This is a genomic window from Alishewanella maricola (assembly GCF_016343785.1).
GTDB classification, from domain to species: Bacteria; Pseudomonadota; Gammaproteobacteria; order Enterobacterales; family Alteromonadaceae; genus Alishewanella; species Alishewanella maricola.
The window spans coordinates 305063-324391 of record NZ_JAEINI020000004.1; the positions used below are offsets into that span (position 1 = coordinate 305063).

12 protein-coding genes are annotated in these 19329 nt (G+C 48.0%); 6 read left to right on the top strand and 6 right to left on the bottom strand.

All coding sequences use genetic code 11. From position 1 onward, the window contains the following. Positions 1-859 precede the first annotated feature (859 nt). Positions 860-4591 carry an autotransporter assembly complex protein TamB gene (gene tamB / locus JAO78_RS08520; RefSeq protein WP_226750944.1) on the bottom strand — a complete coding sequence of 1244 codons (3732 nt, stop codon included), beginning with the start codon at positions 4589-4591 and terminating at the stop codon, positions 860-862. Between the two features lie 31 nt (positions 4592-4622). Continuing rightward, on the bottom strand, positions 4623-6323 hold the full coding sequence (tamA, locus tag JAO78_RS08525; RefSeq protein ID WP_226750945.1) for an autotransporter assembly complex protein TamA: 1701 nt from the start codon (positions 6321-6323) through the stop codon (positions 4623-4625). A gap of 223 nt (positions 6324-6546) precedes the next feature. Between tamA and JAO78_RS08530 the strand changes: the two genes are divergently transcribed. After that, entirely contained in the window at positions 6547-7665 is a 1119-nt protein-coding gene (locus JAO78_RS08530; RefSeq protein WP_226750946.1) for a beta-ketoacyl-ACP synthase III, read from the top strand. A gap of 90 nt (positions 7666-7755) precedes the next feature. Here JAO78_RS08530 and JAO78_RS08535 read toward each other — a convergent pair whose 3' ends face one another. Continuing rightward, positions 7756-8064, bottom strand: a complete 309-nt coding sequence (locus JAO78_RS08535) for an isoamylase early set domain-containing protein (RefSeq protein ID WP_226750947.1) — start codon at positions 8062-8064, stop codon at positions 7756-7758. 395 nt (positions 8065-8459) lie between these two features. On the opposite strand from JAO78_RS08535, the gene JAO78_RS08540 reads away from it, so the two are divergent. The 5 genes from JAO78_RS08540 to JAO78_RS08560 all read left to right on the top strand — a co-directional run bounded on the left by JAO78_RS08540 (position 8460) and on the right by JAO78_RS08560 (position 15622). Next, entirely contained in the window at positions 8460-9692 is a 1233-nt protein-coding gene (locus tag JAO78_RS08540; protein ID WP_226750948.1) for an efflux RND transporter periplasmic adaptor subunit, read from the top strand. Further along, the gene (locus JAO78_RS08545; protein ID WP_226750949.1) at positions 9685-13152 is read left to right on the top strand and encodes an efflux RND transporter permease subunit; all 3468 of its coding nucleotides are present in this window, start codon (positions 9685-9687) and stop codon (positions 13150-13152) included. Before JAO78_RS08540 ends, JAO78_RS08545 begins: the two co-directional genes overlap by 8 nt. A 19-nt stretch (positions 13153-13171) precedes the next feature. Next, a complete protein-coding gene (locus tag JAO78_RS08550; protein ID WP_226750950.1) occupies positions 13172-14752 on the top strand; it encodes an L-lactate permease in 1581 nt (526 codons plus the stop codon). A 21-nt stretch (positions 14753-14773) separates the two neighbouring features. Beyond that, positions 14774-15040 carry a putative signal transducing protein gene (locus JAO78_RS08555; RefSeq protein ID WP_226750951.1) on the top strand — a complete coding sequence of 89 codons (267 nt, stop codon included), beginning with the start codon at positions 14774-14776 and terminating at the stop codon, positions 15038-15040. A gap of 129 nt (positions 15041-15169) precedes the next feature. Further along, the gene (locus tag JAO78_RS08560) at positions 15170-15622 is read left to right on the top strand and encodes a hypothetical protein (RefSeq protein WP_226750952.1); all 453 of its coding nucleotides are present in this window, start codon (positions 15170-15172) and stop codon (positions 15620-15622) included. A gap of 72 nt (positions 15623-15694) precedes the next feature. Here JAO78_RS08560 and JAO78_RS08565 read toward each other — a convergent pair whose 3' ends face one another. The 3 genes from JAO78_RS08565 to pabB form a co-directional block, all read right to left on the bottom strand. Continuing rightward, positions 15695-17074, bottom strand: coding sequence for an L-serine ammonia-lyase (locus JAO78_RS08565; RefSeq protein ID WP_226751001.1), 1380 nt, complete (start codon positions 17072-17074; stop codon positions 15695-15697). Between the two features lie 249 nt (positions 17075-17323). After that, positions 17324-17902 (bottom strand): CoA pyrophosphatase, encoded by a 579-nt coding sequence (locus tag JAO78_RS08570; RefSeq protein WP_226750953.1) that lies wholly within the window; start codon positions 17900-17902, stop codon positions 17324-17326. Continuing rightward, entirely contained in the window at positions 17880-19292 is a 1413-nt protein-coding gene (gene pabB, locus JAO78_RS08575; protein ID WP_226750954.1) for an aminodeoxychorismate synthase component I, read from the bottom strand. The genes JAO78_RS08570 and pabB overlap by 23 nt, the downstream gene beginning before the upstream one ends. Positions 19293-19329 lie beyond the last annotated feature (37 nt).

Sequence of the window (19329 nt, forward strand, 5' to 3'; positions counted from 1 at the left end):
TTTCGTCGTTGGCGAGATACTTTCTTTTGCGTCGCCAAAAGAAAGTATCCAAAGAAAATGCGACCCCACTTCCGCTCGAAAGCCCGACTGATCATCGTTGTCCAAGGCGAAAACGTAACTCGCGCGGCGCTACCGTCGCCGCACTCAAACACCCGTTTTCTTAAAACCTTGGACAACGATGATCAGTCGGCTCGCTCTAAGGGGAATAAATGCCAGAGCGGTATTCGTTTTGCTGAATAGCTTGTTTGTGCAAATTGCTGACATTTTAGAGGGTAATCAGCAAAGACTGTTTTCAGTTCTTAGCTGTAATAATCTTAAAAACCGAAATACGTCTAAGTCTGATGTGCTTTTAAATCCCATTACGTTGCAAGCCGAGCAAGTTTGTACGACCAAGGTTTTAAGACGAGGGGTGTTTGAGTGAGGTGCGGTAGCGCCGAGCGAGTTACCTCGTCGCCTTGGGCGGGCAAAATTGAACGGGCTTTCGCCGCAACGTGGGTCGAATTTTCTTTGGTGACTTTCTTTTGGCGAAACAAAAGAAAGTTACTCGCCAATGGCGAAAACGTTGTTTCTTTAATAAGTTATTGCAGACACGCGCATAAACATCTTGGCGCAGCAGGAATTTCTGTTATTCGCTCTGAGCTGTAATAATCTTAAAACCGAAATACGCCTAAGTCTGATGCGCTTTTAAAACCCATTACGTTGCAAGCCGAGCGAGTTACCTCGTCGCCGTGGGCGGGCAAAATTGAACGGGCTTTCGCCGCAACGTGGGGCGCATTTACTTTGGTGACGTTCTTTTGGCTAGGCAAAAGAACGTGACTCGCCAACGGCGAAAACGTGGTTCACTTATAATTAAGTTGCTTTAATCAAATTCAAATTTGTAGAGCACATCAACAGCGTTATCCAAGCCTGATACCGCTTCTAAAAACAGGCTGCGCATCAAGCGATAGCGCAGTGTAAACTGGCCAATCGGCTGAAAAATACCTATACCGTATTTTAGTTGTAAATCTCGGGTCAGATAACCACTGACTGTCACCTGTGAGTTATCACCGGCACCTTCGGTATCCAGTGTGAGATCACTGACCCCAAAAGCCTCGCCAATTTCACCAACCAGCTTGCCACTGGAGGCGAAGCTCATGCCAATTAAGCTGGTGGTAACGCTGTTGGCGGCATTGCCTGATTCACTGTCGAGATCTCGGCCCATAATTAAATAGGAAAGGGCATTGGCTTGCGGTTTGGAGGGCTCGGAGAAAATACTAATCACCGGTTGATCGGCCGGACCTGTGACGCGAATACCGGCGATCACGTCATCTTCCATATTAATTGGGTTACGAATGGCTTCGACGTTTAAAAACGGCTGATCAGCGGGGCCACTGAACGTCATTTTGCCTTGGCGGATTAATAAGTCTTGGCCATAAGCACGAAAGGTACCGTCTTGTAAGTTCACTTCACCGCGCACGGTGGGGTTAAACTGTTGCTGTTGTACACGTAAGTCACCGTTTAAACGGGTTTTTAAGCCAAATGCGGATAAATTCACCGCTTGGCCCAGTTGCACGCGAATGTCTGTTTCAATGGCAAAAGCCGCCGCTTGCTCTTCGCTGATGGGTTTTAAGCGGCGATCTAAGAGCACCAAATCGCTTGATAAGCCCACCGCATTTTGTGGCAAGCTATCCACCGTGATAGTAGCGCGTGGGATCTGTACTATACCTGTTATTTTACTGCGCCCGGGTGCGGCGGTGATCTGCAGGTCGGGTTTTACAAACAGTAAGGCTTGTGGGATCTGCAGTTTTAATTCATCCCCTTTAACTTGCACCGCTAAACGCCAATCTTCACGCTGTTGCCAATTAGCATCACCGCTTAAGGTGACCCGGCCTTCAGGGGTGTTGACGATGCCGCTTAAGCTGGCTTGTTCACCGGTAAACTTCACTTGTAAATCGGCTTGCTCAATATCGGTTGGCGCTAATTTACCTTTAACCCGCAGATCGGCAAGGCGCAGCTCACCGGCAATTTGCGGCTCGGCTAAATCGCCGCTGATACTTAATTGGCTGGATAAGGTGCCCGCCAGCTCGCTGTATTCATCCAGTAACGGCCGTAAAAAATCTAATGTCAGGTTTTGTAGCGTAATTTCACTGCGTAACGGTTTTTGTTCTTGGTTTAAATCACTGATCAGCGTTTGTGCTTGTAGCAGTCCGTCATTGCCAATACGCAGCTCAAGTTGGCTGCGAAGCTGATGTTGCTCGAGTGACGCATTAAGCGATAATGCCGACCAATCTAGAGTCACCGGCACATCCAGTTGTTGTGTAAAACTGCCCGGTTCACCGTTTAATTGTAGCGTTGCCTTGGCGGCTTGGCCTTGTTGCCAATTGGCGGCCAATTGCAGTGAAATGCCGCCTTTTAAACTCGATTGATAGGGCAGTAGCGGGTTTAATTGTGCTAATTGATAATCTGCTAGCGTTAAGCTGAGGTTGATCGCTTCACGGTTTAAGGTGGTTGCTTCGGTTAAACATAAGGTGGTGGGGGCTTGCTGCCAACAATGCGCGGCCAGGCTTAATTGTTGCTTGATAATATCGACAGTAATAGGCAGCGGCGCAGTCAATTGCCAAGCGCCTGCTGGGCTGGTTAAGGCCACTTGTTGCAGCTCGGCTTGCCAAAACTGGCGATCGGTCAAAGCACCCGCTAAGTTGATATCGGTACTGAACTCATCCGCGGTCAGCGCCAGTTTTAGTTGATGTGCCAACTCGGTGCCGCTGAGCTCTAGCGATAATTGCTGTAAACGTTGTTGTTGATATTGCCCCTTCGTCGCGCTCAGTTTCAGTTGGCTGCGGATCGGTTGTGCCAAAGACACCTGTGCGGTTAGGTTCGCTTCGGCCAGTCGAAAATCTTCATAGTTGAGCTTGCTGGCATTAAGTGCGATTGAAATATCAGGCTGTTTCGCCAGACCGCGTACTGATAAAGCACCGTTTAGTGCGCCTTTTAAACCCGGAATACTCAGTGCTAATTGCGGCAGTGTGATTTCGCCATCCAATTGCCATTGTTCCGCCAGTGAACCTTGGACACTCAGCGAATTGCTGCCGTGACTTAAGGTTAAGCCCGGTGTCGTCAGCTGCCAATCGGCTTTAGTTAGGTTGCCGGTTAGCGCTAATTCGCCCTGTAATTGCAGTGCTTGACCACGTAATGGGCCGCTCAAGTTTACTTGTGGTACGTGCAACTCAAGTTGTTCTGCTGTGTTAAAGCTGCCTTGGGTTTGCAGCGAGCCTTGCAAGCGACCGGGGAAATCAGGCCAATATTGACCCGGCTGGATATCGCTTAAGGTTAGGGCTAATTGCCAAGCTATCTGCTGCTGTAAGTTGAGTAAACCTTCGGCACTGATCATGCCGCCTAGGGTCGTCAATTGCAGTTGGGCAAGATCAAGTTGTTGTTGCCAATGTTGCCATTGACCTTGCAGCAGCAGTTGACTGTCGGGCAGGTTGCTACCCGTGATGGCGCTGGCTAATGACAGGTTTAAAGCACTTAAACGGCCAGTCACTTTTAATTGGGTGTCTTGCAACTGCATAGTCGGTGCGCTTAACGGCCAGTTCAACTGGGGGCTTTGCAGGCTAAGTTGTAACGGTAAATCATCGGTTAACAACGCCAATTCGCTGTGTAACTCTGCAGTAATAGGCCCTGAAGCCAACAATGACACCGACAGATCCGCCAGATCGCCACCGAGTGTTAACTTCAAGCGCTGTCCTGCAAAATCGCCTTGTTTTAACGTTGCATCAAGTTGTGCTTGTAGCGGGTAGTTAGGTTTGAGCTCGACATTGGCGCTGAATTGTACAGAGGCAAGCGGATGCTCGGCGCTGACATCCAGTAGCCGGATTTGTTGCGGCGTTAACTGGGCACTCAAGGTTAATTTCGCCAGTTGCTGATGCAACGCTGCTTGCTTAAAGCTGAATTCGGTCAGTTGGAAATCTTCTATCAGGATAGACAGCGGCAGCGAAATCTCGGGTAATACTGGCGCGTGATAGCCGTTTAATGCGGCGGTTTCAGTAGCTGCAGGCGCGAGCTTAACACTTAATTGATGCCAGCGTGTTTCGCTCAAACGCACTCGACTGCCCCAAGCAACCAAGGTGGTACTAAAAGATTGCCAAGCAAGTTGTTGAGTCGGGGTATTGAGAGCCACATCTTCAAGTATGAGGCGGTTAATGTTAATAGGAATAGGGAGTAAAATACGGCCTGAACCGCTGGCCTCGGGTGCTGCGCTCACCGTGTCTGGGTGGGTTTCTTCAAGGCTAGCGAGAACAATCCGACTACCACGCAGTTTTAATTCAGGGATACACACACGCAACTGTATTATGCAGCGTTTTTGCAGGCGAAAGGTTAGGCTTTCAAGCTGTACATCTGCCATGTCATTTTTAAAGCGAATATCCGCTAAGCTCACCCCACTTAACCAAGCGCCCTCAGTTTTGCCGATGCTTAATTCATCGAGCAAGCTATCGGCTATCCACAGGCTAAAACGCAGCCCTGGCTGCGTAAACAGCAGCAAGCTGAGTAACAGTATAACCGCTAACAAGGGCAGTACCAGTGTACGGTTTAACCAGCGGCGCACGCGCATTAGACGCTGATCCTTTGTTCTGACCGAGTAATCATAATTCAGGTCCTAAAGAAAAATGGAGTTGAAAAGGGGAGTCAACGGCATCTAAACCCCAAGCTAAATCAATACGGACGGCGCCAACAGGCGAGGCCCAGCGTACACCAAAGCCGACCCCGAGCTTCCAATCTGGGGTATCTGTCCAAGCACTGCCATAATCGGTAAAGCCGGCTAACCACCAGTTCCCTTTTACCCGATATTGATATTCTAGTGAGGCTGTTGTCATGTAACGACCGCCAATCAGTTCGCCTTCATCGTTAAGGGGTGAAACAGATTCATAGGCGTAGCCACGTAAGTTGTTATCGCCACCAGCGAAAAAACGGATCGATGGCGGTAAGTTATCGATATCTTCCATCAGCACGGCACCAGCGTCTAGCCGACCGACGAAACGATGATTATTGGCAAAGGTGGTAATGTAGCCCGCTCGACCTCGTAACCTGACAAAGCTAGCATCAGAGCCCCAACTGCTATCTGATACTTCCACGCCAAATAACAAGCGATCAGCGCGAGTTGGCATGCCTGAACCCGTTTGCCGACTGCGCGAGAAACTCATACCGGGTATAATTAAGCTGCTGGTGTCTTGTTGATCGGCTTGGGTGTAATCCTCATACAACCAGCGTAGCGATGCCGTACGATACCAATCGTTGCTCAGCAGCCAATGCCGTTCTAATGCCAAATTAGACTCTTTTGACAAGGTATCTTGATAATCACGGTTGCGCAGGCCGTATTGTAATTGCCAGAAATCGGTGGCCACGCTTTCTAATGGCAGTTTATAGGCCGCTTGAATACTTTGCTCCGCTCCCGACAGCGCTAATTTGCTGTCTAAGCTATGGCCACGCTGATTTAACCAAGGTTTTAACCAATTGAGCTTTAAGCGCGCGCCCACATCATCTGAGAAACCAATACCGGTCTCGATACTGTTGCGTTTGCGCGGAGCAAGCTCAACATCCACCGGTAAAATATGTTCGGTCACCTTATCGGTATTACCGGTGACTAAAATAGAAGAAAACCAACTGGTGTTGGCAATCGCTTGGTTTAATTCACCCAATTGTGTTGCCAGATAAGGATCGCCCACTTTAAACGGCACTAAACTTTGTAAGCGGACATCTTCAATTTGATTGCCTTGAAACCTCACCGGGCCAAAACGGTAACGCGGGCCACTGTCAAACGTCAGTTGTACAAAGGCTTGTTTCAGCGCCGGCGCTACTTCTAAACGAGCAAGACTAAAATTTGCCTCAAAATAGCCTTTGCGTAGGGCTAAATTCGTCAGCGCTTTTTTAAAACTGTCATAGCGACCATGATGCACAGTTTGACCAACTTGGGGGGCTTGTTTTAATAGTGCCAGAAAATCACTATCGTTTTGCGCTTCGCCGTTAATCAGAATATTGGCTTTGTTGATAAGCGTGGGCTCACCGGCATCTACCTGAATGAGCAGCCGACTATTTTTACCACTGTTTTGAAGTTCAATGCTGACCGTGCTGTGGTAATAGCCCAGTGCTTGCAGAGCCGTGCTAATGTCATCTTCTAAGCGAGATTGAAAACGCAGTGCTGTGGAGATCTCGTCTGGTGTATAACGGTCGAGATAAAGTTTTACATTATCTTCCAGCTCGCCAGATAAACCCGTCAGGCGCAAGCTTGTTTGCGCCGTGGCAATGTTTGGCAACAACACCATTAAAAACATGATCAGTCGGAACATGACTCTCCTGTGAGGTCGTCGGTTAGCCAACGTTAGGTCGTTAGCAGCAAAAAACCGAACTTCTTAAGTTAAGTGTACCTTATCGCCAGCATGGCGGCAGTAAACAGCAGGTTAACTGCTGAAATATTCTGCAATAACTGAACTTGGCATCACCTCTGACCAGCAAGTTTGTTATACTGAGCCACAAAAGTGACAAAGGTTCACAATTGCACAAGGTGGCGCGATGAAAAACATAGTGATCAGCGGCTCTGGCTTATTTACGCCAGAACTAACCATTAGTAATGAAGAATTGGTACAAAGTTATAATCAGTATGCCGATAATTATAATGCGGAACATGCTGAAGCGATTGCCGCAGGCGAGTTAGCGGCACTGGCGTATTCTAGTTGTGAGTTTATTGAAAAAGCCTCGGGCATTAAATCGCGACATGTGTTGTATAAAGACGGCATTTTAGATCCTGCCGTGATGCGGCCTATTTTTCAAAAGCGTGGTGAAGAACACATGCCAGAAATGGTTGAAATGGCGTTGTTTGCCGCGCATCAAGCCTTAGTTCAAGCGAATAAAACACCGGCAGATATCGATTTAATTATTTGCGCGGCGTCGAACATGCAGCGCCCTTATCCGGCTTTATCGATAGAGCTGCAACAGCAGCTAGGGGCGGGCGGTTATGCTTTTGATATGAACGTTGCCTGTTCTTCTGCCACCTTTGCCATTAGTAATGCTGCCAATGCCATTCGCGGTGGCACGGCGAAAACCGTTTTGGTGGTCAACCCCGAGTTTGCTTCGCCACAAGTCGATTATCGTAATCGCGATAGCCACTTTATTTTTGGTGATGTGTGTACTGCAACCATTATTGAAGCGGAAGAAACCGCAAACAGCCCATACGCTTTTCGTATCTTAGGCATGCGCCTGAAAACTGAATTTTCTAATAATATTCGTTGTGATATTGGCTACACCGAGCATTGCTTTGATCAGCATGATGTCAGTACGCCTTTTTTCAAACAACAAGGGCGCAAAGTCTTTAAAGAGTTATTGCCGATTGTCGCCGATGTCATTTTAGATGAGCTTGCGGCGCAGCACATTGCGCCAACTGAGCTTAAACGGCTGTGGTTACATCAAGCCAATATCAATATGAATATTTTCGCAGCGCGGAAAATTTTAGGGCGCGAGCCTTTACCTGAAGAAGCGCCGTTAGTGTTAGATACTTATGCCAATACGGCTTCAGCAGGATCGATTATTGCTTTTCATTTGCATCAACAAGGATTGGATACGGGTGACAAAGCCATTTTATGCTCATTTGGCGCCGGATACTCTGTTGGCTGTTTAGTTTTAGAAAAGTGCTAACGCTGCGCAAAGGCAACAATAAAGCTTAACTTATTAGGTAAATTGAACGCTTAACGCTATAGGAAATAAGGGGCGATATGCCCCTTATTTTTAGATTTTTAATACTGAGTTCTGATCATGCGACATATCGCTTTGTGCAAAGCCATCTGCATCATCGTCATTTAACCAAGTGGTACCATCGATAAGATAACGAAATTGATATTCGCTATCTTTGGGTAACGTAATACTGGCACTGAAATCACCGGCTTTACTTTTCTTCATCAAAAGGGCTGCAGGATCCCAATCGTTGAACTCCCCTAACAAAGCAACCTGTGTAGCATCAGGCAGGCGAGCAGCTGCCAACTTAAAGGTCACTTTGCAAGCGGGTTTGGTTTTCAAATACTGCTTACTAATGCTCATTGCACACTCCTGTTGCGGCTTAGGGCTTATAACAAATTAATACCAAACATAATATTTGGTACCTCATAACCCTAACGCAATGTAACGATTTTGCCAATGCCTAAAAATTAAGCATGGCAGGTTTTTGGGCATCATTAGTTTGTAACAAAATGTTTTTTGCATTCAGGCGTAATAATACGGCTTGCCAAGGTCTAGCTGCTACTCGCTGTTTGGCGAACAGCGCTAAGCCCTTTGTACTAGCGCCTTTGCTTGCAACAGCGTTTTAAAAGGTATTGGGGACACGGGTTGGCGGCGTATTTTTATCGATACAAAAATTAACAGAGCAATGCAACGATCTGTCGTAATTCTGCGTATGATGGCAAATAGAAAATTCTTATTAAACTCAGGATCATCTTATGTCTTCAAAATTTATGCGGGTCGGTTTGCCGATCATCATACTGGTACTTGCCATTGCCTCCGCTTACGGTTTGTCAAAGTTGCGTAAACCTCCAGCTAAGGTGGCAGAGCAGCGTTTAGCTTTATTAGTCAATGCCGCTGAGTTACCTGCCGAAGACATTACTTATAAAATTGCTTCGCAAGGTACGGTAACGCCAAAGCTTGAAACAACCCTGATCTCTGAAGTTACCGGGCGTATTGTCGCGGTTTCTGAGCAATTTGTGGTCGGCGGTTTTTTTGAAAAAGGCGATTTATTATTTCAAGTGGATCCGGCCGATTACGAAACTGCAGTCAAGGCGGCGCAAGCATCGCTGGCGGGTGCCAAAGCGCAGTTAGAAGAAGAAAAAGCCCGTGGCCGCGTGGCTGAAACCGAATGGCGCTCTTTTACCGAAGGCAAAGCCCCGGCGTTAGGTTTGCGCCAACCGCAATTGGCCAGTGCCTTAGCCAGCGTGCAAGCAGCCGAAGCCGAAGTAGAGCGGGCACAGCGTGATCTAGACAGAACGCAGATCCGAGCGCCTTATGCCGGTATGGTGAATAGCCGCAGCGCCAACTTAGGGCAATTTATCACTCGCGGCTCTCAGTTAGGGATGATTTACGGCACTGAGATTGCCGAAATTCGTTTACCACTAACGGATACCGATTTTGGTTTTTTACCGCCAGCCAACACGCAACAAAGCTTGTCTATTCCGGTGAGCTTAAGCACTGTGGTAGCAGGTCAGCCGCAGCAATGGCAAGCCACTATCGTCCGTACCGAAGGGGTATTGGATGAGCGCAGCCGCGTTATCTATGCCGTGGCAGAAGTCGCCGATCCTTATCAGCGGCAAAATGCTGCTGGCCAGCCGCTGCAATTTGGTCGTTTTGTACAAGCTGAAATCAGTGGTATTGCCGCATCACAAGTGGTTAAAGTGGCAAGGCATTTACTGCAAGCCGGTAATCGGGTGTTAATTGTCGATGAGCAAAACACGTTGCAATTTCGCCAAGTTAACCTAGCACGCGCTGATGCTAATTTTGCCTATATCAATGCGGGCTTTATGCCGAGCGATCGTTTAGTGGTATCACCGGTCACCAATCCGATTGGTGGTACTGTGGTGCGCGTGGCGGGTGATACGCCCAAGAATGTATCAGATAATGATTCACCTGCGGTAACAACCGAGCAAGTCGCAAGCGCAACTGAGGCAACCGGCAATGAATAAAGAAACAGGTATTATTGCTTGGTTTGCTCGCAATAGCGTAGCGGCCAATTTGTTGATGATTATTTTGCTGCTCGCGGGTGTTGCGGCGGTTTTAACCATTAAAAAACAAGGTTTTCCAGAAATTCAGCTAGAGCAAGTGAATATTCGGGTGCCTTATTTAGGTGCTGCGCCACAAGAAGTGGAAACCGGCGTTATAGATAAAATCGAAGAGAGCATTCGGGGCGTTAACGGTATAAAACGTATTCGCTCAACGGCCGTTGAAGGTTTAGGTACGGTGGTGGCCGAAATTGCTTCGGGGTATGACATCACCGAGGTAATGGAAGAGATTAAAACGCAGGTGAACTCTATTTCCACTCTGCCAGAGCAAACCGAGCGGCCATTAGTCTATCGGATTCGTTTTCAAAGTAATGTGATGTTTCTATCGCTCTATGGTGCAGCCTCAGAGGCGGCATTAAAAGAACTGGCGAAAACCATTCGCGATGAAATTAAAAAACAGCCGGGTGTGAGTAAGGTTGATGTCATGTCTGCTCGAAACTACGAAATCTCTGTTGAGATCCCTGAATCACGCTTGCGTGAATACGGTTTAACTTTTGATCAAGTAGTCAGTGCTATTCGCGGCAGTTCGGTCGATTTACCCGGTGGTTCGATCCGTTCAGAAAGCGGCAATATTTTGTTGCGCACCAAAGGCCAAGCTTACGATCAAAACGATTTCGACAACATTGTGTTAGTGAAATACCCTGATGGTACTCGCTTAACATTAAGTGATATCGCGACAGTGACCGACGGTTTTATTGAGCGCGCCAGTTTAGCGACCTTTAATGGCCAAAACAGCGTGACGGTGCGCATTGATGCGGTGGGGGAAGACGACACCCTACAAATTGCTGAAACAGTTAAAAAATATGTTGAAAACAAGCGCAATGAGCTGCCACCGAGTATCTCGTTAGATTATTGGGGCGATTTTAGCTATTACTTGCAAGGCCGCTTGGATTTAATGACCAGTAACTTGCTGTATGGCGTGTTATTGGTGCTGCTGGCGCTCACGCTGTTTTTAGAATTCCGCATTGCTTTTTGGGTGATGGTGGGTATTCCAATTTGTTTCTTGGGTGCCTTGGCCATGTTACCGCTGCCCTTTTTTGATGTGTCCATCAATATGATCAGCTTATTTGGTTTTATCTTGGTGCTGGGGATAGTGGTCGATGATGCCATTATTATCGGCGAAAGCGCCTATACCGAAATTGAAAAACGTGGCAAGTCAACCGAAGCGGTCATTGCTGGGGCAAAAAAAGTGGCGATGCCCGCCACCTTTGGGGTGTTAACCACCGTGGCTGCCTTTGTGCCGATGCTATTGGTCGGCGGCGCACAATCGGCTATTTGGGGCTCGATTGCTTGGGTTGTGGTGTTGTGTTTATTGTTTTCGATTGTGGAATCTAAGCTGATTTTACCGGCGCACATTGCCAATATGGACACCAAACCTTGGGATCCCGATAAAGGCGGTATTTATGCTTTAGGTCGTTTTGGTAGCAATACCCTGAAAAAAATCCGTGGCGCGGTTACTCGCCACTTAAACCACTTTATTCAACAGAAATACCGGCCTTTTATTGAGAAATGCATCGAATTTCGCTATTTAACCATGGCGGTATTTTTTGCCTTGTTGATTTTAATGTTTGGGGTCATTTCGGCCGGTTTTGTGCGTTGGGTGTTTTTTCCTGATGTGCCGAATGATATCTTACGCGCTACGGTGCAAATGGAAGAGGGCGCTTCAAACGAAGCAACGGTGCTCGCCATGAAAGAAATTGAAGCAGCGTTAATGCGGGTAGATAAAGAGCTGTTAGCAGAAGGCGAAGATTTAGTGGTGAAACATCGCTTGGTTTCCCTTAATAGCGACACCGCAGGACAATTTACGGTAGAGCTGGATAAAAGCGAAGGCCGCGAAGTGGACAGCAACGAGATTGGTCGACGCTGGCGTGAACAGATCCCAGAAATTCCAGGCTTAAAAACCTTTAAACTCAGTAGCTCTGGTTTTGGTGGCGGGGCTGACATTGCGCTGCAATTACGCGGCAGTAATTTGGCTAATTTGCAATTAGCCACTGCAGAATTAAAAGAGCGTTTAGCCACTTATGAAGGGGTCTTTGATATTGAAGATAACCTGCTCGGCGGCAACGATGAAATTGTGCTGGCGCTAAAGCCCGAGGCCGATGTGTTAGGCATCACTTTAGCTGATTTAGCGCGTCAGGTGCGCTATGGTTTTTATGGTGCCGAAGCGCAGCGTATTCAGCGCAATGGCGAAGAAATTAAAGTGATGGTGCGCTACCCACAAGAAGAGCGTCGTTCGATTGGTGATTTAGAGAATATGCGTGTGCGCACCGCTAACGGCGGCGAAGTGCCATTCTCACAAATTGCCAGTTACACCTTACAGCCCAGCTTTAGTGCCATTAACCGGGTTAATGGTGAACGAGCCGTAACCATAACCGCGGCGGCTGACAAAGCGCGTATTGAACCGGGTAAAGTGGTCGCCGAAGTGCGTAAGACCCTTATCAAAGAGCTGGAACAAAAATACCCAGGTGTCACCGGTGAGCTTGATGGCGCCAGTCAGGATGAAGTGGATGCCATTCGTGATTTATTAATTGCCGGTGTCTTTGCCTTGTTCTGTATTTATGCCTTGATGGCGGTACCGCTAAAGTCTTATGCGCAACCGTTAATTATTATGAGCGTGATCCCCTTTGGTTTAGTCGGTGCGTTAATCGGCCATATGTTGTTGGGGTTAAGCTTAAGTATCATGTCCGTATTTGGTTTGGTCGCGCTGGCCGGGGTCGTGGTAAACGACAGTTTGATCATGGTTGACTTTGTGAACCGGGCACGGGCAGAAGGTATCGCGATTAAGCAAGCGGTGGTGGAAGCCGGTGCGCAACGTTTTCGCGCCATTTTGCTGACGTCATTAACCACCTTTGTGGGTTTAGTGCCGATTGTATTTGAGCGCAGCTTACAAGCAAAAATTGTGGTGCCTATGGCGGTGTCGTTGGCTTTTGGTATTTTGTTCGCTACGGTGATTACCTTAGTGTTGATCCCTGCGCTATATGTGATGCTAGAAGATGCTAAAAAGCATTTACCACAGTGGTTCCGTAACTTTATGCAGGAGTTTGGCCGTTATGCCGATTGGCGTGGTTTAACGGAACGTAAAGCATATGTGCATTTTTATATGCTGCATCTGGTGGTGATTGTCGTGTTCTTAATCATTGATGCCATTTTACGCACTAAAGGCATGGTCGCTTTGACCTATATGTTGTTTATGTATTTGCCAATCACCGCCGCCACGGTTCGTCGTTTACGCAGTATAGGCTGGAATCCGTGGTGGGTGTTTGTTAGTTTTATTCCGACCATAGGTAGATTATTTGTACTCGTGATCTGTGCCATGCCTAGTCGGCAAGAAAAACAGCAGGCGTCTTTAGTGACCAGCCAGTAATCAGCCCAAGGAGCGTGGCATGACCCTGTGGCAAATTCTGACAGCGGCCATGCCGCTGCTCAGTGTATTTATCTTATTGGTGTTATGTCGCCTGCCAGCAAAGCAGGCGATGCCGCTCAGTTTACTGCTTAGCGCGCTATTGGCTTATAGCGTGTGGCAGATGCCGTTACAGCAATTAAGTGCTGCCGTGTTAGAAGGCTTAGTGATTGCCGCGACCATTATTTGGATTATCTTTGGCGCTATTTTACTGCTCAATGTGTTGAAGCGAAGTGGTGCTTTAGAGGTCATCAAACAGGGTTTTGGTCAGATTTCGTCGGATAAACGCGTACAACTGATCATCATTGCTTGGCTATTTGGCAGCTTTTTAGAAGGTGCCGCTGGTTTTGGTACCCCGGCTGCCATTGCTGCACCCTTACTCGTCGCTTTAGGTTTTCCACCGCTAGCGGCCGTGGTGTTGGCACTGATTGCCGATTCCAGTGCCGTGTCTTTCGGCGCAGTGGGTACGCCGGTGTTAGTGGGGATTGCGCAAGGTGTACCCGGCACTTCCTCCAGCGAATTACAGCAGATAGCCCTTATTGCGATTAGTATTGATATTATGGTGGCCTCTTGGCTACCGCTTTTGATGTGTGTGCTGTATACCCGTTTTTTCAGTACGCCTGCCAGTTGGCGCGCCGGTTTTGTTATGGCGCCGTTTGCCCTGTTTTCCGGCTTAGCCTTTACTGTGCCAGCTTATTGGGTGGCGTGGGCGTTTGGTCCAGAGTTTCCCTCTGTATTAGGTGCCTTAGTGGGCTTAGCCTTGGTTTGCACCGCTGCCAAGTATCGGTTTTTACTGCCCGGCACGTTAGCAAATTCATCCCTATCAACAGAGCCAAGCATTGCACCCACCTTAAGTCTTTGGCGTGCCTGGTTACCCTATCTAATGGTCGCGTTGTTGCTGGTGCTAAGCCGCGTGCCGGCTTTACCCTTTAAAAGCGGGTTACAACAAGTGAGTTGGCAATGGCAGGGTATTATCGGTTCCAGCTTAAATGTCAGTGTTGCGCCCTTGTATTTACCGGGCACGATTTTTGTGGTCATTGCTATTTTAGCCTGTTTTATGTTGGCGGCACCGCGCCAGACGTTGCGCCATGCCTTTAAAGACAGTTACAAGATGTTGCTTCCTTCCGTGATTGCCTTAGCCGCTGCCGTGCCCATGGTGCGGATTTTTTTACACTCTGATTTGAATGACGCGGGTTTACCGGCGATGCCGATGGCCTTAGCCCAGCTAGCCGCAGGCAGTTTAGCAGAGAGTTGGTTATGGCTAGCGCCTTTTGTTGGTGCCTTAGGTTCCTTTATCGCAGGCTCTGCAACCTTTTCTAATCTGATGTTTGGCAGTTTTCAGCACGCCATGGCGGTAGAAGCTGACGTGAATAGCCAGTTGGTGCTGGCCTTACAAATGCTTGGCGCCAATGCCGGGAATATGATTTGTGTGGTGAACGTGGTGGCGGCGGCCAGTGTGGTTAATTTAAATGGCCGTGAAGGTGAGATCATCCGCTATACCCTGTGGCCAATGCTGTTTTATTGCTTTGGTGCGGTGCTGGTGGCAAACTGGTTATTCAACTAAGCTCAAAGAAAAGGATGAAGTATGCAAATAGTCTTTCGAGCTCATGAAATAATCGAAGCCCATATCGTTGCCGGTATGCTACAAGCGCATGATATCCCTGCTCATGTTGGTGGGCATTATTTACAAGGCGCTATTGGCGATATTGGCACCATGGGCTTTGCAAATGTATTTGTGGCTGATGAAGACATGCCACGGGCCGAGCAGTTATTAAAAGATTATCAAGCGGCGGAAATCGTTGAGCCTACTGCAGCAGACTGGGATGAAACAGGTTTGCAAGGCGTTAAATAACACCAGACGGTTTAAGAGGCATGAATTAAGCCGCGAGAACCGGCTGGTAACCTATTAGTGTATGGCATGGGCCGCAGTTATCGCGTTTTATTAACGAACGCTCAAATGAACAAGGACGTTAGCAGTTAAATGACCAAGTTAAGTACGATACAGTCGGCTGTGCAGGCTAAGCCTTTTTACCAACAACCGCGCATCATGTTTGCAATCTGGTTGTTATTGAGCATCCTCTACTTAGCGTATCGCTATATAACTGACCAGTTTTGGCTGTTCGAAACGCTCTATGGTTTACTTTTACTGAGTTATCCTTTTTGGCTACCGTCGTTATTTAAAGCACCAAAACCATTGCTGATCAACGATCCGAAGAATTATGTGCGCTTTGATGCTGAGCAAATGCTGATTGGTGAGGCGAATATAGAAATAAAGAAGGTACAAAAAGTGGCACTAGATGTGGTGGAGCAGCAAGTGTATTTTTCGTTACCTTTTAATAGCAACAAATTACCGAGCTTTGTCTTTGCTTTAGAACAGCTTGAAGATTTTAAAGCGCACTTGGTTAAGGGGTTAGGCAAGATTGAGTATGTTTAAGCTGCTTAGCAAAGTCAGTGAGACCTAGGCCTTACTGACTTCACTTGCACAAGTAGGGATATTAAAAAGCCATTAACACTCAATAATATTAACCGCTAAACCACCACGTGATGTTTCTTTGTACTTAGTTTGCATATCTTTACCTGTATCCCACATGGTTTTAATCACTTTATCTAACGAGACTTTGTGATCGCCACTACCTCGGATCGCCAAGCGTGAAGCGTTAATGGCTTTAATGGCGCCCATCGCGTTACGTTCAATGCAAGGTACTTGCACTAAACCCCCGACCGGATCGCAAGTTAGCCCAAGATTATGCTCCATACCAATTTCGGCGGCGTTTTCGACATGTGAGGGGCTGCCTCCAAGAATTTCCGTTAAGGCGGCGGCGGCCATGGAACACGCAACCCCAACTTCACCCTGACAGCCCACTTCAGCGCCAGAGATTGAGGCATTTTTCTTATACAAAATACCTATAGCCGCCGCCGTTAAGAGATAACGCGAGGCGATTTCTGGGGTTACCGGTTGAATAAATTTATCGTAGTACATCAACACTGCGGGGATAATGCCGGCAGCACCATTGGTCGGCGCTGTTACGACACGGCCACCAGCGGCGTTTTCTTCGTTAACGGCTAACGCAAACAGGTTAACCCAGTCCATCACTTGCAACGGATCATTGCTTTTTTCAGCGATTAAACGTTTATAGAGCCCTGGTGCGCGCCGCCGCACTTTCAGGCCGCCGGGTAAGATGCCTTCAGTTCGAATACCCCGTTCGATACAGGCGCGCATCGTTAACCAGATATTATTTAACTCACTTTCAATTTGCTGGGTGCTGCGCAGTACTTTTTCGTTTTCTTGCATTAAACCGGCAATACAAAAGCCGTGTTCTTTACATAGCGCGAGTAACTCAGCACCCGATTCAAACGGAAAGGGGGGCGGATTATCGGCGGCAAATTGGCTGGCCGCTTCTTTTTCTTTGGCAAAATCGCTGGCTTTAACAATAAAGCCACCGCCAATTGAAAAGTAGATTTCGCGCAGCAAGACATTTTTCTCGGCATCAAAAGCAATCAGCTCCATGCCGTTAGAGTGTTCTTTTAACGTTTTACGCCGATGAAACATAATGGCGCCTTCGCGCGCAAAACTGACCGAGTGTTGCTGTGCCAATTGTAAACGCTGGCTGTCGTGTACTTGTTTTAAAATACCGTCAACGGCATCAGGATCAATGGTTTCTGGCAGATAGCCCGATAAGCCTAAAATAACGGCTTTGCCGGTGCCATGGCCAATGCCGGTTTGGCCAAGTGAGCCATAAAGCTCTACTTTTACACTGGCTACCTGAGGTAGCATCTCATTGTGTGCTAAGTCTTCGGTAAACTTTTTAGCGGCGCGCATCGGGCCAACCGTGTGTGAGCTAGAGGGGCCGATACCGATACTAAACATATCAAATGCACTGATAATCATAATAAATCTACTTCTGAATTCTCTTTGGCTGACGAACAGAGGGCAGGGCTAGCGTATTGGCAAATCCTTGCACCCGGCCGTTTCCATTTTGGTTTATGCAGGGGTGTTGTTAAGGCCATTGTAGCTGAAGCACCGACAGACTGTAAGCTGCGAGCCGTTGAGCAGAGCTGTCGTCTCTGAGTTTGTCGAAGCAAATCGCACACTGGTGTATTGAAAACGTTACAGGTTGGCAGGGCTTAAGCTTAGTTAGCGGATGTGTTGCAGCAATTGCGCCATGATGGCTGCGGTGGCGCCCCAAATCAGTTTGTTCTCAAAAGGCATAAAATGCAGTTGTCGAGCCTGCCCGCGCAAAGGCAGCCACAGTTCATGGCAGTTCCTTGGGTCGAGAAAAAAAGTCAGTGGCACTTCAAACACCGCGCTGACTTCAGCCGGATCGGCAATGATCGGGGTGCCGGCAGGCAATAAGCCCACCCAGGGGCTAATTTGAAAACCGGTCAGCGTATGATGTGAGCCCAACTGCCCTAATAGCTGAATACGGTTAGCTGTAACGCCAATTTCTTCTTCGGTTTCACGTAGCGCAGCGGCCGCAGGCGTTTCAGCGTGTTCCAGTTTGCCGCCCGGGAAACTAATTTGTCCTGGGTGATGGGTTAAATGCCAGCAGCGCTGGGTAAATAACACACTGAGCCTGTCGCCATAATCAATAATCGGCACCAGCACCGCACTTTGTTTAACGTGCGTGGCTTGCTCGATAGGCAGTAACTCGCTTTGCGGCGGCAAACCAGGCTGCAGCAAAAAACGATTTTTAAACTGCGCGGCTAACATCATCGTCCTGATCAGAGCGAGTCGCCGAGAGTACCGGTAAAATGCGGGCAACTTTATCTAAGGTTTCTTGATATTCGCTATCGGCATCAGAGTCTGCAACGAGACCGCCGCCGGCCCAGCAATGCAGTTGTCCTTGTTCGCAAACCAGGGTACGAATGGCAATATTGGTATCCATATTGCCGTTACTGCTGATATAGCCGATAGCACCACAATACACGTTACGCCGATGCGGTTCTAACTGCTCAATAATATGCATAGCACTGATTTTCGGTGCACCGGTGATCGAGCCTCCTGGAAAGGCGCCGCGTAATAAGTCACAGGCGCTGAACGGCGCTGCTAAGGTGCTGGTGATAGTGCTGACTAAGTGGTGTACCGCTGGGAAGCTTTCGATAGCAAACAATGCGGGCACTTTCACTGAACCGGCTTCACTTACTTTACCTAGATCGTTACGCAGTAAATCGACAATCATCACGTTTTCAGCGCGATCTTTTTCAGATAGGGTCAGCGCATCGGCTTCAGCTTGATCGGTCTCAGGGCAAAGCCCACGCGGTCGAGTGCCTTTAATCGGTTTGGTTTCGATTTGTCGATCGGTAAGTTTAATAAAACGCTCAGGTGACATGCTGATCACCGCACCTTCAGGGATACGAATAAACGCCGAGAAAGGTGCGGCATTTTTCTCACGTAACAGTTTATAGGCTTGCCATTCATCCCCTTGATACGTTGCACTAAAGCGCTGCGCTAAGTTAATTTGATAGCAGTTACCGCTGAGCAACTCTTGTTGTACTTGCGCAAACTTTTCTTGATATTGCTGTTGGCTCATATTAGCTTGCCAAGCTGAGGTTAATTGAAAGTGGCTTGACGTTTGAGGTGCCGCTTGTAAGCGTTGTTGTAACTTATACCAATTTTCTTCGGCATCGCCCGTGTAGTCAGTAAACCACAATTGCTTGCTGTGCTGATCAAAGATCAGTGCCCAGCTGTATAGCCCAAGTGCCATATCCGGCAGGTGAATGTCCGCGGCTGCCAGGCTAGGTTGTTTTTCCAGGTAACGGCCAAGATCATAAGCAAAATAGCCCAGAGCACCGCCATGAAAGGGCAATTCACTGCTGATAACCTGAGGAAAATACCGTTTTAGCGCACAGTCTAATACCTTAAACGGATCGGTTGTGTAATGATGGGCGCCGTGTTCATCTGTTAAAATGGTCTGGCCGTGCTGACTGGTCAGGGTGGCAATGGGCTCGGCAACCATAATCTGATAACGACTGTTTGGATGGCTGGCATCTGCCGAGTCAAGAAACATTGACCAAGGCTGCTCAGCAAATACTTCGAACAGGCTTAACAGAGAAAATATCGGGTCAGGAACCTTTTTCGCGTCGTAGATTAGATACTGCTGCATGATTGGGACTAGCCGCTGTTTTCGATGCACGCTATCA